Origin of the sequence: Halomonas sp. BC1 (assembly GCF_002078135.1) — a bacterium.
GTDB lineage: Bacteria > Pseudomonadota > Gammaproteobacteria > Pseudomonadales > Halomonadaceae > Vreelandella > Vreelandella stevensii.
Genome location: NZ_LFGS01000015.1, coordinates 164,360 through 182,374, shown reverse-complemented (window position 1 = coordinate 182,374; position 18,015 = coordinate 164,360). Strand labels below are relative to the sequence as shown.

Below are 18,015 nucleotides of genomic sequence, written 5' to 3'. Positions count from 1 at the left end.
CCCCCGTTGCAGTGGCGCCAACGGCCACGGCGGTACCGGCAGCGCCAATAGCCGCGCCTGCCATTGCACCGGCACCCAATTGCGGTCCGCCAGAAATCAGCCCGGTGGCGATGCCCGGCCCGAAGATGCCCAACGCCAGCAAGGCGAGCGAAGCCAGCATGATGACCAATGCGTGATCGATGGACGGCTCGTCAGGATGTACTTGGAACTCGGCGAAAAGCCCCGTGCCGATACCGACGATCACGGCCAGTACCAGCACCTTGACGCCGGAAGACACCACGTTGCTCAGCACCTTTTCGGCAAGGAAGCTGGTCTTGTTCCACAAGGCGAACGGCACCAGCACGAAGCCCGCCAAGGTGGTCAGCTTGAACTCAATGAGTGTGATGAAGAGCTGCACCGCCAGTATGAAAAAGCAGACGATGACCACCAACCAAGCGAGAGACATCACCGCGATAGGAGTGAGGTTCACAAACACTTCCGGGAAACCCGACATCTCGCTGATCTGTTCCAGAATCGGGGTGCCGGCGTCAATACCGATCTTGGCCAGCCGGCCCGGCTGCAAAAAGTGCTCCATGCTCACGGTCGAGCCGCTGGCCGTCAGGCCTAAGCCGGCAAAGGAGCGGAAGACGATACTGGCCAGCCAATTGAAGTTGCCGATGATGTAGGCGAAGGCCCCGACGTAAAGCACCTTGCGCAGCAGCTTGGCGATCACGTCCTCGCCCTGGCCTGTGGCATGGCTCATCGCCCAGTAAAGACCGGCGATGGTCATGTCGATAGCGATCAGTGTGGCGGTCAGAAACGCCACCTCACCCTGCAACAGCCCGAACCCCGAGTCGATGTAGGTGGCGAAGGTGTTGAGGAAACGATCGATGACCGTCACGTCATTCATAGCCCAGCCTCATCAGTTGCCGTAGAAATCCACACGCTGTGGCGTGTAGGGCGTGCCGTTGCCCAGGAAGCGGCGTGTCACCTCGCGACCACGCTCAGTCGCGGCGGCTTGGCGTGCCAGCTCCAGAGCTGCCGCCCTTTCCTGGGTAATTTGAAGTTGCTGGGCCTGAATCGACTGCTTGGCCTGCAAGGCTAGAAGCTGGTTCGTCGCCTGCGTGGCTTGCAAGGCGCCTTCTGCCGACTGGCTCTGACTCACCAGGTCGGCCAGTACGTGTTCGTCCTGTGTCAGGTTCTGCGATACTTGGGCTTGCATCCGCATAGCGGTGTGCAACCCGTCGAGTGTGTACTTCCAGCGTTCCTGCGCATCCTGGTACATCTGATCGCCGCTGACGGTGGCGGCGTACGCTTCCGGATACAGCCGTGCGAACTCGCGGTCGAGGTTATGCACGTCATAGGCCAGACCCTGCGCCTCAGCTATCAGGCGCTCGGTGGTGGCCAGCGTTGAGCGCAACCGATTGACTGTATTGAAATCCAGACCTGCAAGATTGCGTGCCTGGTTCCTCAGCATTTGCGCCTCGTTCTGAAGCTGGTTGATCTGGTTATTGATCTGCTCCAGTGTGCGGATCGCGGTCAGCGTGTTCTGCACGAAGTTAGAAGGGTCGAATACAGTGAATGCGGACGCGGACTGCACGGTCATCAGCGACACCGACAGAACGGCTGCCAGCGAGAAGGACAACAAGCGGGGTTTAGTCTTCATAAAGGAGTCTCCTACGGTTCGATATTGGGATTGAAAGCGGTCGCTGACGGAAGGCCAGTAAACGAAGGCAACAGGTCGGCGCCCCAATCAAGACCACGATGGCGCAGCCAAGCGGCGGCGAAACCTGGTGCACCTGCATCTCCCAGTACGCGGTCGATGTCACGCTGATCCTGCGGTGCAGAGGCGCCCGCAAATGCCAACGCAATTGGCCCCAAGTCGAGATCAAACAGACGATTTCCCAAGCGCGACTGGTAGTAGTAGTCCCGTTTTGGTTCGGCGCTAGCAACGATCTCAATTTGCCGATTGTTAAGGCCAAAGCCCTCATAGATAGTGCGAATCTGCGGCTCGGTGGCCTGTGGGTTTGGCAGGAAAATGCGGCTGGCGCAGCTTTCAATGATGGCCGGGGCGATACTGGAGTCTTTGATATCGGCCAGTGACTGCGTGGCAAAGATGACACTGACATTCTTCTTGCGCAGCGTCTTAAGCCATTGGCGGATACGCGCCGCGAACACTGGGTCATCGAGGAACAGCCAGGATTCATCGAGAATCAGCAGCGAAGGAGCGCCGTCAAAGCGTTCGTCAAAGCGCGCGAACAGATAGCCCAGCACGGCCAGTACCGCCGCCTTGCTGTGCATCAGCTCCTCCATCTCGAAGCCCTGCACGTCGGCGCTACCGAGCCGGTCATGATCGGCATCCAAAAGCTTGCCGTGGGCACCGCCGAGCACATAGGGCGCGACCGCCTGGCGCAGCGCGTTGGATTGCAGCAAGACGGACAGCCCGGTCATGGTGCGTTGCTCCGGTGGCGCCCCGGCGAGACTGCTCAGTGCTGACCAGATGGCAGCCTTCTCCTCGGGGCCAACGGAGACGCCTTCGTGCAGCAGGCGGCCCTCCACCCATTCCGCCGCCCAGGTGCGGTAACCCTCAGCATCGATTCGAGCCAACGGCTGAAAGGCAATGCTGCCATCGGCACCCAGATCGTAGTGCTCGCCTCCCAGGCCCAGGATGGTGGCGCGCATGGAGCGCCCCATATCGAAAGCGAAAATTCGCGCACCGGCGTAACGGCGGAACTGCATCGCCAGCATGGCCAGCAACACGGACTTGCCCATACCGGTCGGCCCCACGACCAGGGTATGCCCCACATCACCAATGTGTGTCACTAGCCGAAACGGCGTGGCACCATCGGTGCGGGTGACGATCAGCGGCGGGCCGTCCAGATGTTGGTTCCTCTCCGGTCCAGCCCATACCGCCGACACCGGCATCAAGTGCGCCAAGTTCAGTGTGGAAACAATGGGCTGGCGCACATTCGCATAGGCATTACCAGGGATAGAGGACAGCCAGGCATCGACAGCATTAAGCGTTTCAGGAATGGTGACGAACCCGCGCCCCTGGATGACACGCTCCACCATGCGCTGTTTCTCATCAGCTACACCAGCATCGGTGTCCATCACTGTGACAGTGGCTGTTAAGTAGCCAAAAGCAACTTGATCGCTGCCCAGCTCCTGCAAGGCCGCATCAGCATCCGCCGCCTTGTTGTTGGCGTCGGTATCCACCAGCGGTGACTCTTGCTGAAAGATGGTTTCGCGCAACAGCGCCAACACGTTCTTGCGTTTAGCGAACCACTGACGCCGCAGGCGGCCGAGTTCCTTTTCCGCCTCAGCTTTATCGAGGCACAGAAAGCGCGTACTCCACCGATAGGCGAAGCCAAGCCGGTTCAGATCATCCAGAATCCCCGGCCAGGTTGAGGTCGGGAAACCGCGCACCGATACCACGCGTAGGTGGTGATCGCCTAGCGTGGGCGCGAGGCCGCCAACTAGCGGGCAATCCGCCAGTAACGCATCAAGATGAAACGGCACCTCGGGCACGCCTATCTCGTAATTACGTGTCGAGACAGTCGCGTGCAAGTAGGTCAGCATTTGACTGTCATCCAGCCAGGCGATTTCGGGCATCACGCCGTCGAGCAAATCAAACACGCGACCGGTTTCCGCCACGAAGGCTTCCAGTCGGCCATGCCAATCTACACCCTCACCGGGTGCGTTCTCGTACAGCATCTTGGCCGCGCGGGCGTGGGATTCCTCCTGCGGTAAGAAGGTCAACGTCAGGTGATAGCTGCTCTCGAAGTGTTGGCTCGATTCTTCAAAAGCAGCGCGACGCTCCTCATCCACCAGCCAGGACAGTGCCTCGGGAAAATCCGAGTGTGGATAGTTCGCCGCAAGCTCACGTTCGGCTTCGATGAACAGCGCCCAGCCTGACCCCAATCGGCGCAGTGCGTTGTTGAGCCGCGCCGTAGTGGCGATCATCTCCCCCTGCGTGGCACTGTCCAGGTCCGGTCCACGAAAGCGCGCCGTTCTCTGGAACGAACCATCCTTGTTGAGCACGACCCCCGGCGCGACCAGTCCTGCCCAAGGTAACCAGTCGGCCAATAGTGCGGGGCGCTGGCGGTATTCGGTGAGGTTCAGCATCGCGACATCTCCCTACACGTCCAGCAACGGCTTGTGTTTGATATGCCGGGCAAAGACCTGCATGAACTGCGCGTCGACCCGCGCGCCCCAGACCGCCAGTGAATGACCAACGATCCATAGCACCACGCCAGGAATCCATAATTGCAGGCCCAATCCGACAGCGGCAGCCAGGGTGCCGTTGGCAATAGCGACCGTGCGCGGCGCACCACCCAGCAAAATCGGCTCGGTCAGCGAGCGATGCAGCGGAATCTCGAAGCCGGGCGCGAACGCCGAGCCCCCCTCATTGGCGACGCTCATACCACGGCCCCGCCGGAAAAGCTGAAGAACGACAAGAAGAACGAGGACGCGGCGAAGGCAATAGAAAGCCCAAATACGATCTGGACCAGCTTGCGGAAGCCGCCCGACGTGTCGCCGAAGGCCAGCGCCAGGCCCGTAGCGATAATGATGATTACCGCGACAATGCGTGCCACCGGCCCCTGGATGGATTCGAGGATCGCTTGTAGCGGGCCTTCCCAGGGCATGCTGGAACCGGCAGCTTGCGCTGTGCTAACCAGCAAGAGCATCAGCACGGTCAGCAGCAACCCTCGCCAGGCGGAGCGGAAAAGCGGATATAAATGAAACCGGGCAAGGTTGTGTGTCATGGTTATTCTCCAATGGGACAGGGGGACGGGGTTGAATCAGATGGCAGTGGCAATTCGGGCAAGGCTGTGTCCAGTGCGTCCACCAGGCGGTAGCCAGCAGGGTCGAGGCCCATCACCCGGGCAATGTCCGTGATGCGGCGCTTGCGGCCACGCCCGGCGATATGAATAACGACATTGACTGCCTCGGCAATCAGCGGGCGCGGTGGATTCACCGCGACTTCGAGAATCAATTGCTCCAGTCGCAAAAGAGCTCCTAGGGCGGAACCGGCATGAATGGTGGCAATACCACCGGGGTGGCCCGTGCCCCAGACCTTGATGAGATCCAGCGCCTCACCACCGCGCACCTCACCGACAATCACGCGATCAGGACGCAGTCTCATGGTGGCGCGTACCAGTTCGCCCATGGTTACGACGCCGGCAAGGGTGCGCAGCGGTACGTGGTCATGGGCAGCGCATTGCAGCTCGATGGTGTCCTCGAGCACCAGCACCCGATCTCCGGTGGTAGCAATCTCCGCGAGCAAGGCGTTGGCCAATGTGGTCTTGCCGGTACTGGTGCTGCCGGCGATAAGGATGTTCTGCCGTTCGCGCACCGCACCGCACAGGAAGTCGGCTTGCTGCGCCGTCATCATCCCGGCGGAGACATAGCGTTCCAGCGGAATCACACCCAAAGCGCGCTTGCGCAGGGCGAAGGCCGGTCCCGGCGCAGCCGGCGGCAAGATGCCCTCAAAGCGCTCGCCCGTCTCCGGTAACTCGGCAGTCAACAATGGTTGTCCACGATGCACTTCTGCGCCAACGTGTGCAGCTACCAGCCGGATGATGCGTTCGCCATCGGTTTCAGACAGCTCCACTCCCAGCGGGGCGCGGCCGGACGACAAACGATCCACCCACAGCGTGCGGTCGGGATTGAGCATGATTTCAACCACGTCCGGATCTTCCAGCGCCGCAGCGATCACCGGCCCCATGGCTGTGCGCAGCATCTGGATACGCCGATCCAGTGCCACTGCAGCGGAAGTCTGTGGAACGGCGCTCATGAGGTATGCTCCCGCGCCTCGGCCGTTGCTGCCGTCTCGTCCATGCGCATCGGATCAGGATGAAGCTCCTCCACCACGTCACGCACCAAGCTGCGGCCACGCAGTAGGTGGCGGCCGAGTTGTTCGACGAACTGCTCGAAACGCGCCTTGCCCTGGGCGCGGGCCGCATCCTGGTGCGCTTCTGGCACCGGCGTGCTGACCGTCAGGAAGTAGCGCACGAACAGCGCCAGCGTCTCGATCTCGATGTTCTGGTCGCGCTCCAACTTCTGGTATTGGCGTGACAGGCGATCCAGCCGCTTGGCGATGGCAGCTTCGCGCTGGTCGGCCGCATCCGGTGACAGCCAGGACGCCAAGGCAGCCGCGACAATGCTGGATTTCGAGACGCCTTTCTTGGCGGCCAATTCGTCCAGTCGCTTGGCGTGCTCAGGCTGGATAAAGAGATTCAATCGGTATCGACTCATAGCTCAATTCCATCATCAGGGTTGAGGGACGCCAGACGCGCGACGCGCTGCATGGCATGGTCGAGCTGGCCGGGAAGTACCGCCACCGGCTCGTCGTCATCGAGCAATGCCAGATCGCTGGCCGCGTGTTCCGGCTCAGGGCTGTAAGCGACTGTCTCGGATAGTTCGGGTTGGCGGCGTGGGCCCCCGTCATCGGTCGTGGCGGTATTCTTCATTTCCTCGACAGGCGTCTCCGCCGGTGGCGCCGACGTGGCTGGCATCACCAACCCGCTCCAGTCGTCGGGTCGAGACGGGGGCGCATCCATGTAATGCTCCGCCGCGGTTACAGGCGTCGGCAGCACGCGCTGCTTGAAATTGGCATCAAGGTAGTAACGCAGTTTCTTAGCTTTGATCGGCGCCACGCTGGAAACCATCACCACGGCTTCATCGGATGGAAGCTGCATCACCTCGCCAGGCGTCAGCAATGGCCGCGCCGTTTCCTGGCGCGACACCATCAGGTGCCCGAGCCAGGGCGCGAGCCGGTGGCCCGCGTAGTTGCGCTGCGCGCGCAGTTCGGTGGCGGTGCCCAACGTCTCAGAAATGCGCTTGGCGGTACGCTCGTCGTTGGTGGCAAACGTCACTCGTACATGGCAGTTGTCCAGAATCGAATGGTTCTGCCCATACGCCTTGTCGATCTGGTTCAGGCTTTGCGCAATGAGGAAACTGCGGATGCCGTAGCCGGCCATGAAAGCCAGTGCAGTCTCAAAGAAATCGAGCCGGCCCAGCGCCGGGAACTCATCGAGCATTAGCAGCAGCTTGTGGCGCCGCTCAATGCCGTCGGAGCCGTCGAGTGACTCCGTGAGCCGACGCCCTATCTGGTTGAGGATCAGCCGGATAAGCGGTTTAGTCCGGCTGATGTCCGATGGCGGTACCACCAGGTACAGCGATACAGGGTGCTCGGCCGCAATAAGATCGGCGATGCGCCAGTCACAGCGTGATGTGACTACCGCCACCGTGGGATCACGGTACAACCCCAGGAAGGACATAGCGGTGGAGAGCACACCTGAACGCTCATTGTCTGCCTTGTTGAGAACTTCCCGCGCAGCAGAAGCCACCACTGGATGCGGCGTATCGCCCAAGTGCTTCGTCGTCATCATTCGGTGCAGGGCCAGCTCGAACGGGCACGCCGGATCGGACAGGAAATTGGCGACACCGCGCAGCGTTTTGTCTTCGCCTGCATAAAGCACATGCAGGATGGCACCCACCAGCAGCGCATGACTGGTTTTTTCCCAGTGATTGCGACGCTCTAGCGCGCCTTCGGGATCAACCAGGATGTCGGCGATGTTTTGCACGTCGCGCACTTCATGCGCGCCACGCCGTACTTCCAGCAACGGGTTGTAGCCGGCCGAGTTCGCATCGGTGGGATTGAACAGTAGGCAGTGTGAGAAGCGCGAACGCCAGCCGGAAGTGAGCTGCCAGTTCTCACCTTTGATGTCGTGGATGACCACAGAGGCGGGCCAAGACAACAGCGTTGGCACGACCAGACCAACACCCTTGCCGGAGCGCGTCGGTGCGAAGGCCAGTACATGTTCTGGACCTTCATGGCGCAGGTATTGGTCGTTGTGCAGCCCGAGAAAAACACCCACCGGCTCGGACAGTTTGGCCTTACGGATGTCGGTGGCGCTGGCCCAGCGTGCTGACCCATAGGTGGTGACCCGTTTGGATTGCCGAGAACGCCATACCGACATGGTGATAGCAACGACAACGGCCATCAGGCCACTGCCACCCGCAATCGCGCCGCCGGTGTCAAAAACTTCCGGCGCGTAAGCGCCAAAGAAGAACCACCATTCGAACAATTTCCAGGGGGGATAAACCGGTGTGCCGAAGAGATCAAACCAAGGCGAACCGAGGCGGAGCTGATAGTCCAGAGCGGCGGCAGTCCATTGTGTGGCTCCCCACACACCGGCGATCACGATGCCGAAAACGGCAGCGATCTGCCCAAACAGCACGCCCTGAGCTTGCATTGGCTGGCCTCCAGTATTCCCGCGTTAATGCTTCGTTCAATGACGACACGAGAACGTGCCGCATAACGCGAGGATCAGTGCCAGGCCGGTGCCGGTCAAAGACTGTTATCGGAACCAAGATGATGCAAAAAACATCGTTTCATGCAGGGAAAGAGGCAGGAAAAACACCGCAAGCATGAGCGCATTGCGGCGTGTCAGTAAAAAAAGAACTATGTTGGTAAATATCGACTGTCAGAATCTGGGCGATTCCTCCGGCGGGGTGTAAGGCGTACTCCCGTCGCCAAAGAAGCGCTGGTTCGTAGCCTCGGCGACTCGGTTGCACAGCACATCGCCCAGCTGAGCGCGTTCCGTTTTGCACTGCTGTCGCAACTCCTTCAGCCGCTTGGGATCAGCAGCCAGTTCTTCCACAGTCAACACCTCGGCCTGTCGAGGCGATTCCGGTTGACCGCATCCGGCCAATGTCGCGACAAGTAATAATGGGACGATCTGCTTCATAGTTCGACTTCCTCCTGATCCGATTCGGGCGGTGGCACTAGCCTGCCGCCTTCAGGCGATTCGATAGCCTGTACCCGCTCAATGAACCGGACCAGTACTCCCGACGTCTCCGCTTCCCGATGCAGTAAATAAGTCGTCAGCATCGGCGAACGGCCCGCCAACGGCCGAGCGACCACACCAGGTTCGCGGCTGGAAGCGATGTGCGGCGCGCCCGCCAGGCCGAGAGCAAAGCCTGCCGATACCAGCGCCATCATCAGGTCGCAGGAGGCCACGCGCTCGGCGATCAAGGGTTCTTGCTCCGCACGCCGCAACACCCGCTCGACCTGGCGCGCATGGCCTTCGCATACCTTGGGATCGCATAGCACCAGTGGATAGCGCAGCACTTCGTCCAGCGGGATACGTTTGTGCTTGAGCAGCGGATGCCGCGCTGGAACAGCGACCATTAGCGGGTCGCTCCAGATCGGCTCGGCCGCGATACCATCTCCCACCTCGTCCGACTGTGCGAAACCCACGTCGTACAGGTCGTCATGCAATCCCTTGAGTTGCTGCGACAGAGGCACCTCAAACAATCGGATTTCGACCTCGGGTTCCTCCTGCCGGCAAAGCGCCAGCAAGGACGGCAGGCGTGAGGGTGTGATGCCATCGGACAGCGCGATGCGCAACTGGCCGTGAAAACCATTGGCCGCCGCATTCACACTGTCGCGGGCCTGTTCCAGCGCAGCGAAGACGCGCGGCACATGCTCCAAAAACAATTTACCGGCCCGCGTCAGCCGCGTACTGCGGCTGGTGCGGACGAACAACTGCTCGCCCAAGTCTTCTTCCAGTTCCTTGATGGTGCGCGACAGCGGCGACTGCTCGATGTGCAGCCGCTCGGCAGCGCGGGCGAAGTGAAGTTCTTCGGCCACGGCCAAGAAGCAGCGCAGATGCCGCAATTCCATATGCCAGTCGTCCGCTATTGGTACACGGGATGGCGGCGGCACAGGTCCACCACCTGTTTCCGCACCCCATCACGAACCGTGGTTAGCGCATGCCCCCCGGTCTCCAGCGCATCCAGCACGTCACACAGCCAACCCGCTAACTGTTCACACTCGGTCACGCCAAAGCCGCGCGTGGTCACGGCTGGTGTGCCGATACGCAGCCCCGAGGTGACGAAGGGTGAGCGCGGGTCGTTGGGCACCGAGTTCTTGTTTGCGGTGATATAGGCACCGGCCAGTGCCGCATCCGCATCCTTGCCGGTGTATGGCTTGGAAGACAGGTCGATCAACATCAGGTGGTTGTCGGTACCGCCGGAGACGATTTCGTAGCCACGCCGTTGAAGCACTGCAGCCATCGCGCGGGCGTTGGTCACCACTTGTCGCTGGTAGGCCTTGAATTCGGGCTGCAGTGCTTCCTTGAAGGCCACCGCCTTGGCAGCAATGACATGCATCAGCGGGCCGCCCTGGATGCCGGGAAACACTGCAGAATTGAGCTTCTTGTAGAAGTCCTCATTCTGTCCTTTGGCCAGGATTATGCCACCGCGCGGGCCGCGCAGGGTTTTGTGCGTAGTGCTGGTCACCACATGAGCGTGTGGCAGTGGGTCCGGGTATTCGCCCACCGCCACCAGACCGGCGACGTGGGCCATGTCCACCCAGAAGATAGCGCCCGCTTTATCGGCGATGGCGCGCATGCGCGCCCAGTCTTTGTGGCGTGAATAGGCCGAGAAGCCACCGATGAGCATCCTGGGGCGGGTTTCCAACGCGATGCGTTCCATTTCGTCGTAGTCGATCAGTCCCGTCTCGGGATCAAGCCCGTAGGGCACAATTTTGTAGTGGCGACCGGAGAAATTGGACGGATTGCCGTGGGTCAGGTGGCCACCCTGAGCTAAATTCATGCCCATCACGGTATCGCCAGGGTTGGTCAGTGCCAGGAACACCGCCGCGTTGGCCTGAGCGCCAGCATGGGGCTGAACGTTGGCGTAGTCGCAGTCGAACAGCACCTTGACCCGTTCGATGGCCAGGCGCTCGGCCACGTCCACATGCTCGCATCCGCTGTAGTAGCGCTTGCCTGGATAGCCTTCGGCGTACTTGTTGGTGAACACCGAGTTCTGGATGGCCATCACCAGCGGGCTGGCGTAATTCTCGGAAGCGATCAGTTCGACGTGATCTTCCTGGCGGCGCTCTTCGTGCTGAACGGCTTCGGCCAGTTCGGGGTCGAAATCGGTGAGGGTCAGGGAGGTGTCATACATAGGGTTGGTCCTTTGTTCTGGAATTCAGGTTTTGGGATATTCGGGCTTGAAGGCGGGATCCGGCTTGGGCGTGTCCAGGTCCAGTTGATGGCGCACATCGCGGATCAAATCACTGGCCACCGCCAGCGCCTCGGCCGCCGGCTTGTCGGCCAGGCTTTCGATGAGCCAGGAGCCGATCACGACGGCATCGGCCACCTGGGCGACCTCCCTGGCCGTGCAGGCGTCGCGGATACCGAACCCGACGCCGACGGGAATACGCACATGGCGGCGAACGCGCGCCAGCGTGTCGCGCACCTGAGTCATGTCCAGCGTCTTGGTACCGGTGACGCCTTTGATGGAAACGCAATAGACGTAGCCGCTGGCGCGGTCGGTAACTTGTCGGATGCGCCGCTCGGTGGAGGTCGGCGCCAACAATAAAATCAGGTCGATGTCATGGCGGCGCAATTGCGTCGCCAGTTCCCCGGACACCTCGGGCGGGTAATCTACGACCAGCACGCCATCCACACCCGCACGGGCTGCGTCCTCAGCAAAGGAACCCGTCTGGCGCAGTAGATCGTAGCGTTCGATCGGGTTGGCATAGCCCATCAGCACCACCGGTGTTTTGGTGTCCGACTCGCGAAAGCGTCGCACCTGATCGAATACCTGCGGCAGGCCAATGCCTAGGCGCAGTGCATGTTCACTGGCGGCCTGAATGGTCGGACCATCAGCAGACGGGTCGGAGAATGGCACGCCGAGTTCGATGATGTCGGCGCCGGCTTCGGCCAGTACGTGCATCAGCGCCGGGGTGATGTCGACGCCGGGGTAGCCAGCGGTGACATAGGGGATCAGCGCCTTGCGCCCCTGCCGTCGCAGACGCTGGAAGGTCGTCTCAAGTCGGCTCATGACTGACCTCCCATGGCATCCGCCTGAGCCATCACTGTTTCCATGTCCTTGTCGCCCCGGCCGGACAGGTTGACCAGGATGGCTTGGTCACTGGGCAGCGTAGCCGCCAGCTTGATCGCATAGGCGACGGCGTGGCTGGCCTCCAGCGCGGGGATGATGCCCTCCACGCGACTGAGAAGATGGAAGGCACTCAGCGCCTCGTCGTCGGTGGCACCAACGTATTCGGCACGACCGATTTCGTGCAGCCAGGCGTGCTCTGGTCCAACGCCGGGATAGTCCAAGCCGGCGCTGATGCTGTGGGTTTCCCGCACTTGGCCGTTGTCGTCCTGAAGAATGAGTGAGCGGTTGCCGTGCAACACGCCGGGGCTGCCGCGCTGGATTGAGGCGGCATGCCGGTCGGTGTCCAGCCCCAGCCCAGCCGCCTCGACACCGATCAGACGCACGCCTTCGTGTTCGATGTACGGGTGGAAAATGCCGATGGCGTTGCTGCCGCCGCCGACACAAGCGATCACCACGTCTGGGTGCTGTTTGTCCAAGCCCAGGCGCTTGAGCAGAGTCGGCATCTGGATCAGACACTCCTTGCCGATTACGGTTTGGAAATCCCGCACCATCGTCGGGTACGGGTGCATACCGGCCACTGAGCCAATCAAGTAGAAGGTGTGATCGACGTTCGTGACCCAATCGCGGATCGCGTCGTTCATGGCGTCCTTCAGTGTGCATGAGCCGGAAGTCACCGGCACCACGGTCGCGCCCAGCAGCGCCATGCGCTGGACGTTGGGGCGCTGTCGCTCGATGTCCTCGCTGCCCATATAAACCACGCATTCCAGGCCGTAGCGGGCGCAGATCGTCGCGGTGGCAACACCGTGCTGGCCCGCGCCGGTCTCGGCGATGATGCGCCGCTTGCCCATGCGCCGCGCCAGCATGGCCTGACCGATCACATTGTTAATCTTGTGGGCGCCGGTGTGGTTGAGGTCTTCGCGCTTGAGGAAGATGCGCGCACCTCCCGTTTCCTCGTTGAGACGACGGGCGTAGTACACCGGTGAGGGACGGCCAACGTAATCGGCCAATTCCTCCTCGAACTCGGCAATGAAGGCGGGATCGTCACGGTAGCGCCGATAGGCCACATGCAGTTCCTCGACAGCTTGCGCCAACGTCTCGCTGATGAAGCTCCCACCAAAGCGACCGAACAAGCCTTCAAGGTTGGGTTGGTCGTAGACTGGCTTCTGCCTCATGTTGTCGACCCCTTCTGCACAGCCGCTTCAGTCGTGACAGCACCAATCATCACGCTTGACGACAACAAGCGAGTGACACGCACCACGATGTCGTCGATTTGCATCTCATCGCAAACCAGCGGCGGTAATAGCCGGATGACAGTGTCGCGGGTTACGGTGATGAGCAGCCTCTGCTCCTCCAGCGCCCGCCCGACCAGCTCTTTGCAATTCCTGTCCAGCTCAATCCCTGCCATTAGTCCCTGGCCGCGGATGGAGGTGACGTTCGGATGATCGCTTAGTGCCTTCTGCAAGCCAGCAAGCAGGCGAGCGCCCAGTGCGGCGGCGCGCTGCGGCAACTTGTCGCGGGCCATGATCTCGAGCACGGTACAGGCTACCCGACAAGCCAGTGGATTGCCGCCGAAGGTCGAGCCGTGCTGGCCGGGCGAGAACAGATCGGCCGCCGCGCCGCGTGCCAGGCAGGCGCCGATGGGAAAGCCGTTGCCCAGTGCCTTCGCCAACGTAATCACGTCCGGCGTGATACCCGCGTGCTGGTGCCCGAACCAGGTGCCGGTGCGGCCCATGCCGGCCTGAATCTCGTCGAGCATCAGCAGCCAGTCGTGCTTGTCGCAAAGGTCACGCAGTTCGCGTAGGTAGTCTGTACTGGCAACCCGGATACCGCCTTCACCCTGTACCGGCTCGATGAGCACGGCCACGATACCGGACTCATGGGTAGCTATGCGGCGAACCGCCTCAATATCGTTATAGGGCACCCGCAAGATGCCGGGCAGTAACGGCTCGAAGCCTTGCTGCTTAGTGGGGTTGCCGGAGGCGGAAAGCGTCGCGATGGTGCGGCCATGAAAGCCATTCTCCATCACAACAATTTTTGGCCCGGCTACCTGCTTGCGGTGACCGTGCAGTCTTGCCAGCTTGAGGGCAGCTTCGTTGGCTTCTGCGCCTGAATTGCAGAAAAAGGCCCTTTGCATGCCTGTCAGTGCACACAGGCGCTCGCCCAGGTGCTCCTGCCAGTCGATGCGGAAGACGTTGGAAGTGTGCAGCAGCATCTCAGCCTGCTCGGCGATGACCGTGGCGATTTCCGGATGGGCGTGGCCCAGGCTGGTGACCGCGACACCGGCGATGGCGTCCAGGTACTCCACGCCTTGTTCATCCCAGAGGCGCGCACCGCTGCCGCGTACGAAGGAAACGGGTTGGCGGGCATAAGCCCGCATCAGATGGGAAGTGGCTGTTTGCATGGGAAAATCCTGTAAGTGAATTTGCTGACGGACTCACGTGCCGTTGTTCTGCGGTCCTTGTGGCTGTCCGCCATAGGCAACAGCAGTTCGGCGCATTGCGCCTGTTGGGTATGACGCAGTGCGCGAACGACATGACGACACGCCTGCGTGGTGGCTTCCGACAGATCAGCGCCATTGAGCCAATGCCCAATCAAGGTGGCGCAGAACAGGTCGCCGGTGCCCTTGGGGGTCACCTCGATGCGTGGATGCACGATGACTTCGGCTTGCGTGCGGGTAACGAGCACCACCTGCATCTCGTCCCTTGCCCAGGTATCGGGTGCAGCACTGGTCACGGCGACCCATTGCGTACGTCCGGTCAGCAAGGTGCGGGCAGCGATGACCACGCTTTCAATATCGTTCACCGTCCGCCCGGTCAGGTGCGCCAGTTCAAAGCCGTTCGGCGTCAATCCATCGGCCAATGGCAACAAGTCTCGGCGGTAGGCATCGACCAGACAGGGATCGACATAGATGCCGTGGTCGTAATCGCCCATTACCGGGTCGATCACGATGCGTAGGTCGGCACGTTGTGTCAGCCGCGCCCGCGCCCAACGCGCGAGGGCATCAGCCTGTCGTGGGTTGCCCAGATAGCCGACCAGAACGGCACGCAAGGCACACAGGGCCCCGCGTGCCGACAAGTCCTGCAAATAGCCATCGAACCATTCGATGGGCAGCGCGCCGCCGTGCATCGTCGGGTAGTGCGGCGTGTTGCTGAATACCACGGTGGGAACTGCGGCCACCGAGAGCGCCAGAGCTTCCAGAGTCGGCACCGCGACGTTGTTGCCTACTCGGCCATAAACCACTTGTGATTGCACCGAAACCTCATCCAGCGGAAGTGGTTGAGGTAGCGCAAATGAGGGGATGTCGGTCATGATGATGCCCCTCTTGGCGGGGCTGTCTCGATCCCGTCCAGCCAGGAAGCGAACGCCATCCGTGCCGCCAGCGGCAAATCGGATTGCAGGGCTCGTGCTTCGGCGCGCAGTGCGCGCGGGTCGACGCCGGCCGTCGCCAGTTCGCAGGCATGACCGACTAGCCAGCGTTCAATGCGGCGCGGGTCCGCCTCCAGATGGCATTGCAGCGCCAGCACATGGCTGTCAATGCTGAAAGCCTGGTTGGCGCAGATGGCCGTTCCCGCCAGCCGCGTGGCGCCGGCGGGAATGTCGAAGCGGTCGCCATGCCAGTGCAGTACCGGCACCTTGCCCAGCGCCGTCAGGGGTGACGCCTCACCCTCCTCGGTTAGCGTCAATGGCGCGAAGCCGATTTCCTTGACGCCCATGCTGGCTACACTGGCACCGAGCGCACGGGCGATCACCTGTGCGCCCAGGCAGATACCCAGCATCGGACGTCGGCTTTCCAGTCGCTGAAGAATCACTGCCAGTTCGTCGCCGATGAAGGGATAGATGGTGTCATCGAAGGCGCCGATCGGGCCGCCCAGCACCACTAGCAGATCGGCTGATGCCGTATCCACGGTGTGCAAATCGTCAATGGTGGCATCCAGATAGCGCACGGCATAACCACGTGTCACAAGCAGCGGCTCCAATGTGCCGAGGTCTTCAAAGTCCAGGTGGCGGATGGCAATGGCAGTTTTCATGGTTGTGATTTCTCTGTGCTGGGTTCGCCGGGCCAGTAGTGGCTGTCTGACAAAGGGCGGGCGCCGAAGATGGCCTGGCCAACACGCACCACGGTGGCGCCTTCCTCGATGGCGATCTCGAAGTCGCCGGACATGCCCATCGACAATTCATCCAGGCCGACTCCGGCGGGTGCGCTTTGCCGTAACCGGTCGCGCAGACTGCGCAGCAGCACGAAACACTGACGCACCCGTTCGGCTTCGCTGGAGAACAGCGCCAGTGTCATCAGTCCGCGCACCCGCAACGCCGTGAATGCCGGCAGCGCCTGAAGGAAAGCCGGTACATCCTCGGGTGCCAGGCCGTACTTGCTGGCCTCGCCGGAGGTGTTGACCTGCACGAAGACGTCGAGCGCGCGGCCTTCCAGTTGCAAGCGGCGTTCCAGCACCTCGGCCACGCGCAGGCTGTCCAGCGACTGGAACTCGCTGGCAAAACGCGCCACCAGCTTGGCCTTGTTAGTCTGTAGGTGGCCGATCACCGACCACTGAAGATCGGTCAGGTCCTGCATTGCCTCCCATTTGCGGAAGGCTTCCTGAGGCTTGTTCTCGCCCAGTATCCGGCAGCCCGCCGCATGGGCCAGACGCAGGCGGGCCTCGGGCTTAGTCTTGCTAACCGGCAGCAGCCGTACTTCTGCGGGGTCGCGCCCGGCACGGCGGCAGGCGGTGGCGATGCGGGTCCGCACGGCGGCCAGGTTGTGCCGGAAATCCTTGACCGTGGTGGCCTCGGGATAACGGCCATGCTGGTCGTGACGGGTCTGTGTGTCGGACGGCATGGACATCAGTTCACCCTCTTGTTGAATGACGTCGGCGCAACGGCGGATTCCTGTGCCCGCTGCGGCAGCCGACCATTAAGTACCGCATAGGCCGCCAGCCCGATCACAAGCCCCCAGAACGCCCCGCCAATGCCCAGCAAGGTGATGTTGGCCGCAGCCGCCAAGAAGGTGATCAGCGAGGCTTCTCGTGTCCTGGCATCGGCCATCGCGCCGGCGAGACTGCCGCCGATGGTGCCTAGCAGTGCCAAGCCCGCCAGGGTGGTGATGAACGTTGCAGGGAATGCCATGAAGACCGCGGCCAACGTTACCCCGAACACACCGACCAGAATGTAGAGCACGCCTGCGGCAATACCGGCGACCCAGCGCCTTGACGGGTCTTCATGTGCCTCGCGGCCGGTGCAGATGGCAGCCGTGATTGCAGCGATGTTGAAGGCATGAGAACCGAACGGAGCCATCAGCAGGGAGCCGAGCCCGGTAATCGTCACGATAGGGTTGGCACTGGTTTTGAAGCCATCGTTGCGCAGTACCAGCATGCCGGGCATGTACTGACCGGTCAGGGTAATCAGGAACAGAGGCAACGCCACACTCAACACAGCGTTGACCGAGAATGCGGGCATGGTGAAGGCAGGAGCGGCAAGCTCCAGGCTCACCCCCGATAGATCAACACGATCCAGAAGCAGCAGGAAGGCCAGTCCCATGACTAGGATGCCCACGATGGCATAGCGGGCCGAGAATCGCTTGAGCACCACATAGGCGACAATCAACAGTCCGGCCAGCAGCGGGTCAACGCTCATACCATCAAAAGCCCCAATGCCGAACTGGAGCAGGATGCCAGCCAGCAGCCCAGCTGCCACGCCCGGGGGAATCAGGCGGATGACACGCTCGAACCAACCCGACAGCCCAAGAACCACAAATGCTGCTGCCGAAATCAGGTAGGCACCCACCGCTTCGGCATAAGGCGTTGTCGCCAGCGCCGTGACCAGAAACGCTGCCGCTGGGGTGGACCACGCAGTGATGATCGGCTCTCGGGAAATCCAGCTCAGGATGATCCCTGTTACGCCCACGCCAATGGAAATAGACCACACCCACGAGGCCGTTAGCTCAGGGCTGAGACCTGCGACTTTGGCGGCCTGGAACACCAGGATGAACGTACCACCGTAGTTGACGATGACCGAGATCAGACCAGCCACGACAGGATGAATTAGATCGTTCCAGCGAATAGATGAAGGTGAAGGGACGGATGACATGGCCTGATGGTGACTCCTGAAAAATGGATAGAC

18 protein-coding genes are annotated in these 18,015 nt (G+C 61.5%); all 18 read right to left on the bottom strand.

All coding sequences use genetic code 11. The features are described from left to right. The coding region (trbL, locus tag B7L72_RS12220) for a P-type conjugative transfer protein TrbL (RefSeq protein WP_081194660.1) at nt 1-889 on the bottom strand (889 nt) is incomplete at its 3' end. A 12-nt stretch (nt 890-901) separates the two neighbouring features. Further along, a complete protein-coding gene (gene trbJ / locus B7L72_RS12215; protein WP_081194658.1) occupies nt 902-1,645 on the bottom strand; it encodes a P-type conjugative transfer protein TrbJ in 744 nt (247 codons plus the stop codon). Between the two features lie 11 nt (nt 1,646-1,656). After that, nucleotides 1,657-4,104 carry a conjugal transfer protein TrbE gene (gene trbE / locus B7L72_RS12210; RefSeq protein WP_081194656.1) on the bottom strand — a complete coding sequence of 816 codons (2,448 nt, stop codon included), beginning with the start codon at nt 4,102-4,104 and terminating at the stop codon, nt 1,657-1,659. Between the two features lie 12 nt (nt 4,105-4,116). Next, nucleotides 4,117-4,401 carry a VirB3 family type IV secretion system protein gene (locus B7L72_RS12205; RefSeq protein ID WP_081194654.1) on the bottom strand — a complete coding sequence of 95 codons (285 nt, stop codon included), beginning with the start codon at nt 4,399-4,401 and terminating at the stop codon, nt 4,117-4,119. Next, the gene (locus B7L72_RS12200) at nt 4,398-4,745 is read right to left on the bottom strand and encodes a TrbC/VirB2 family protein (RefSeq protein ID WP_081194652.1); all 348 of its coding nucleotides are present in this window, start codon (nt 4,743-4,745) and stop codon (nt 4,398-4,400) included. The genes B7L72_RS12205 and B7L72_RS12200 overlap by 4 nt, the downstream gene beginning before the upstream one ends. Before the next feature lie 2 nt (nt 4,746-4,747). Beyond that, nucleotides 4,748-5,776: a P-type conjugative transfer ATPase TrbB gene (gene trbB, locus B7L72_RS12195; protein ID WP_081194650.1), complete on the bottom strand. Its 1,029-nt coding sequence runs from the start codon at nt 5,774-5,776 to the stop codon at nt 4,748-4,750. Beyond that, nucleotides 5,773-6,237 (bottom strand): ribbon-helix-helix protein, CopG family, encoded by a 465-nt coding sequence (locus tag B7L72_RS12190; RefSeq protein ID WP_081194648.1) that lies wholly within the window; start codon nt 6,235-6,237, stop codon nt 5,773-5,775. Before B7L72_RS12190 ends, trbB begins: the two co-directional genes overlap by 4 nt. Next, entirely contained in the window at nt 6,234-8,240 is a 2,007-nt protein-coding gene (locus B7L72_RS12185) for a conjugal transfer protein TraG (protein WP_081194646.1), read from the bottom strand. The genes B7L72_RS12190 and B7L72_RS12185 overlap by 4 nt, the downstream gene beginning before the upstream one ends. A 231-nt stretch (nt 8,241-8,471) precedes the next feature. Next, nucleotides 8,472-8,735, bottom strand: a complete 264-nt coding sequence (locus B7L72_RS12180; protein ID WP_081194644.1) for an EexN family lipoprotein — start codon at nt 8,733-8,735, stop codon at nt 8,472-8,474. Continuing rightward, nucleotides 8,732-9,673: a LysR family transcriptional regulator gene (locus B7L72_RS12175; RefSeq protein ID WP_081194642.1), complete on the bottom strand. Its 942-nt coding sequence runs from the start codon at nt 9,671-9,673 to the stop codon at nt 8,732-8,734. Before B7L72_RS12175 ends, B7L72_RS12180 begins: the two co-directional genes overlap by 4 nt. 14 nt (nt 9,674-9,687) lie before the next feature. Next, nucleotides 9,688-10,959 carry a serine hydroxymethyltransferase gene (gene glyA, locus B7L72_RS12170; protein ID WP_081194640.1) on the bottom strand — a complete coding sequence of 424 codons (1,272 nt, stop codon included), beginning with the start codon at nt 10,957-10,959 and terminating at the stop codon, nt 9,688-9,690. A 24-nt stretch (nt 10,960-10,983) separates the two neighbouring features. Next, nucleotides 10,984-11,841, bottom strand: a complete 858-nt coding sequence (gene trpA / locus B7L72_RS12165; RefSeq protein ID WP_081194638.1) for a tryptophan synthase subunit alpha — start codon at nt 11,839-11,841, stop codon at nt 10,984-10,986. Then, nucleotides 11,838-13,073 (bottom strand): tryptophan synthase subunit beta, encoded by a 1,236-nt coding sequence (gene trpB / locus B7L72_RS12160; protein WP_081194636.1) that lies wholly within the window; start codon nt 13,071-13,073, stop codon nt 11,838-11,840. Before trpB ends, trpA begins: the two co-directional genes overlap by 4 nt. Beyond that, nucleotides 13,070-14,302 (bottom strand): aspartate aminotransferase family protein, encoded by a 1,233-nt coding sequence (locus B7L72_RS12155; RefSeq protein WP_081194634.1) that lies wholly within the window; start codon nt 14,300-14,302, stop codon nt 13,070-13,072. The genes trpB and B7L72_RS12155 overlap by 4 nt, the downstream gene beginning before the upstream one ends. Then, complete coding sequence (gene pdxK / locus B7L72_RS12150) at nt 14,278-15,210, bottom strand: pyridoxine/pyridoxal/pyridoxamine kinase (RefSeq protein WP_081194632.1); 933 nt, start codon at nt 15,208-15,210, stop codon at nt 14,278-14,280. The genes B7L72_RS12155 and pdxK overlap by 25 nt, the downstream gene beginning before the upstream one ends. Continuing rightward, entirely contained in the window at nt 15,207-15,929 is a 723-nt protein-coding gene (locus B7L72_RS12145) for a glutamine amidotransferase (RefSeq protein ID WP_081194630.1), read from the bottom strand. Before B7L72_RS12145 ends, pdxK begins: the two co-directional genes overlap by 4 nt. Then, on the bottom strand, nt 15,926-16,741 hold the full coding sequence (locus B7L72_RS12140; protein ID WP_081194628.1) for a YggS family pyridoxal phosphate-dependent enzyme: 816 nt from the start codon (nt 16,739-16,741) through the stop codon (nt 15,926-15,928). Before B7L72_RS12140 ends, B7L72_RS12145 begins: the two co-directional genes overlap by 4 nt. Further along, nucleotides 16,741-17,982 carry a benzoate/H(+) symporter BenE family transporter gene (locus B7L72_RS12135; RefSeq protein WP_081194626.1) on the bottom strand — a complete coding sequence of 414 codons (1,242 nt, stop codon included), beginning with the start codon at nt 17,980-17,982 and terminating at the stop codon, nt 16,741-16,743. Before B7L72_RS12135 ends, B7L72_RS12140 begins: the two co-directional genes overlap by 1 nt. Between the last annotated feature and the right edge of the window lie 33 nt (nt 17,983-18,015).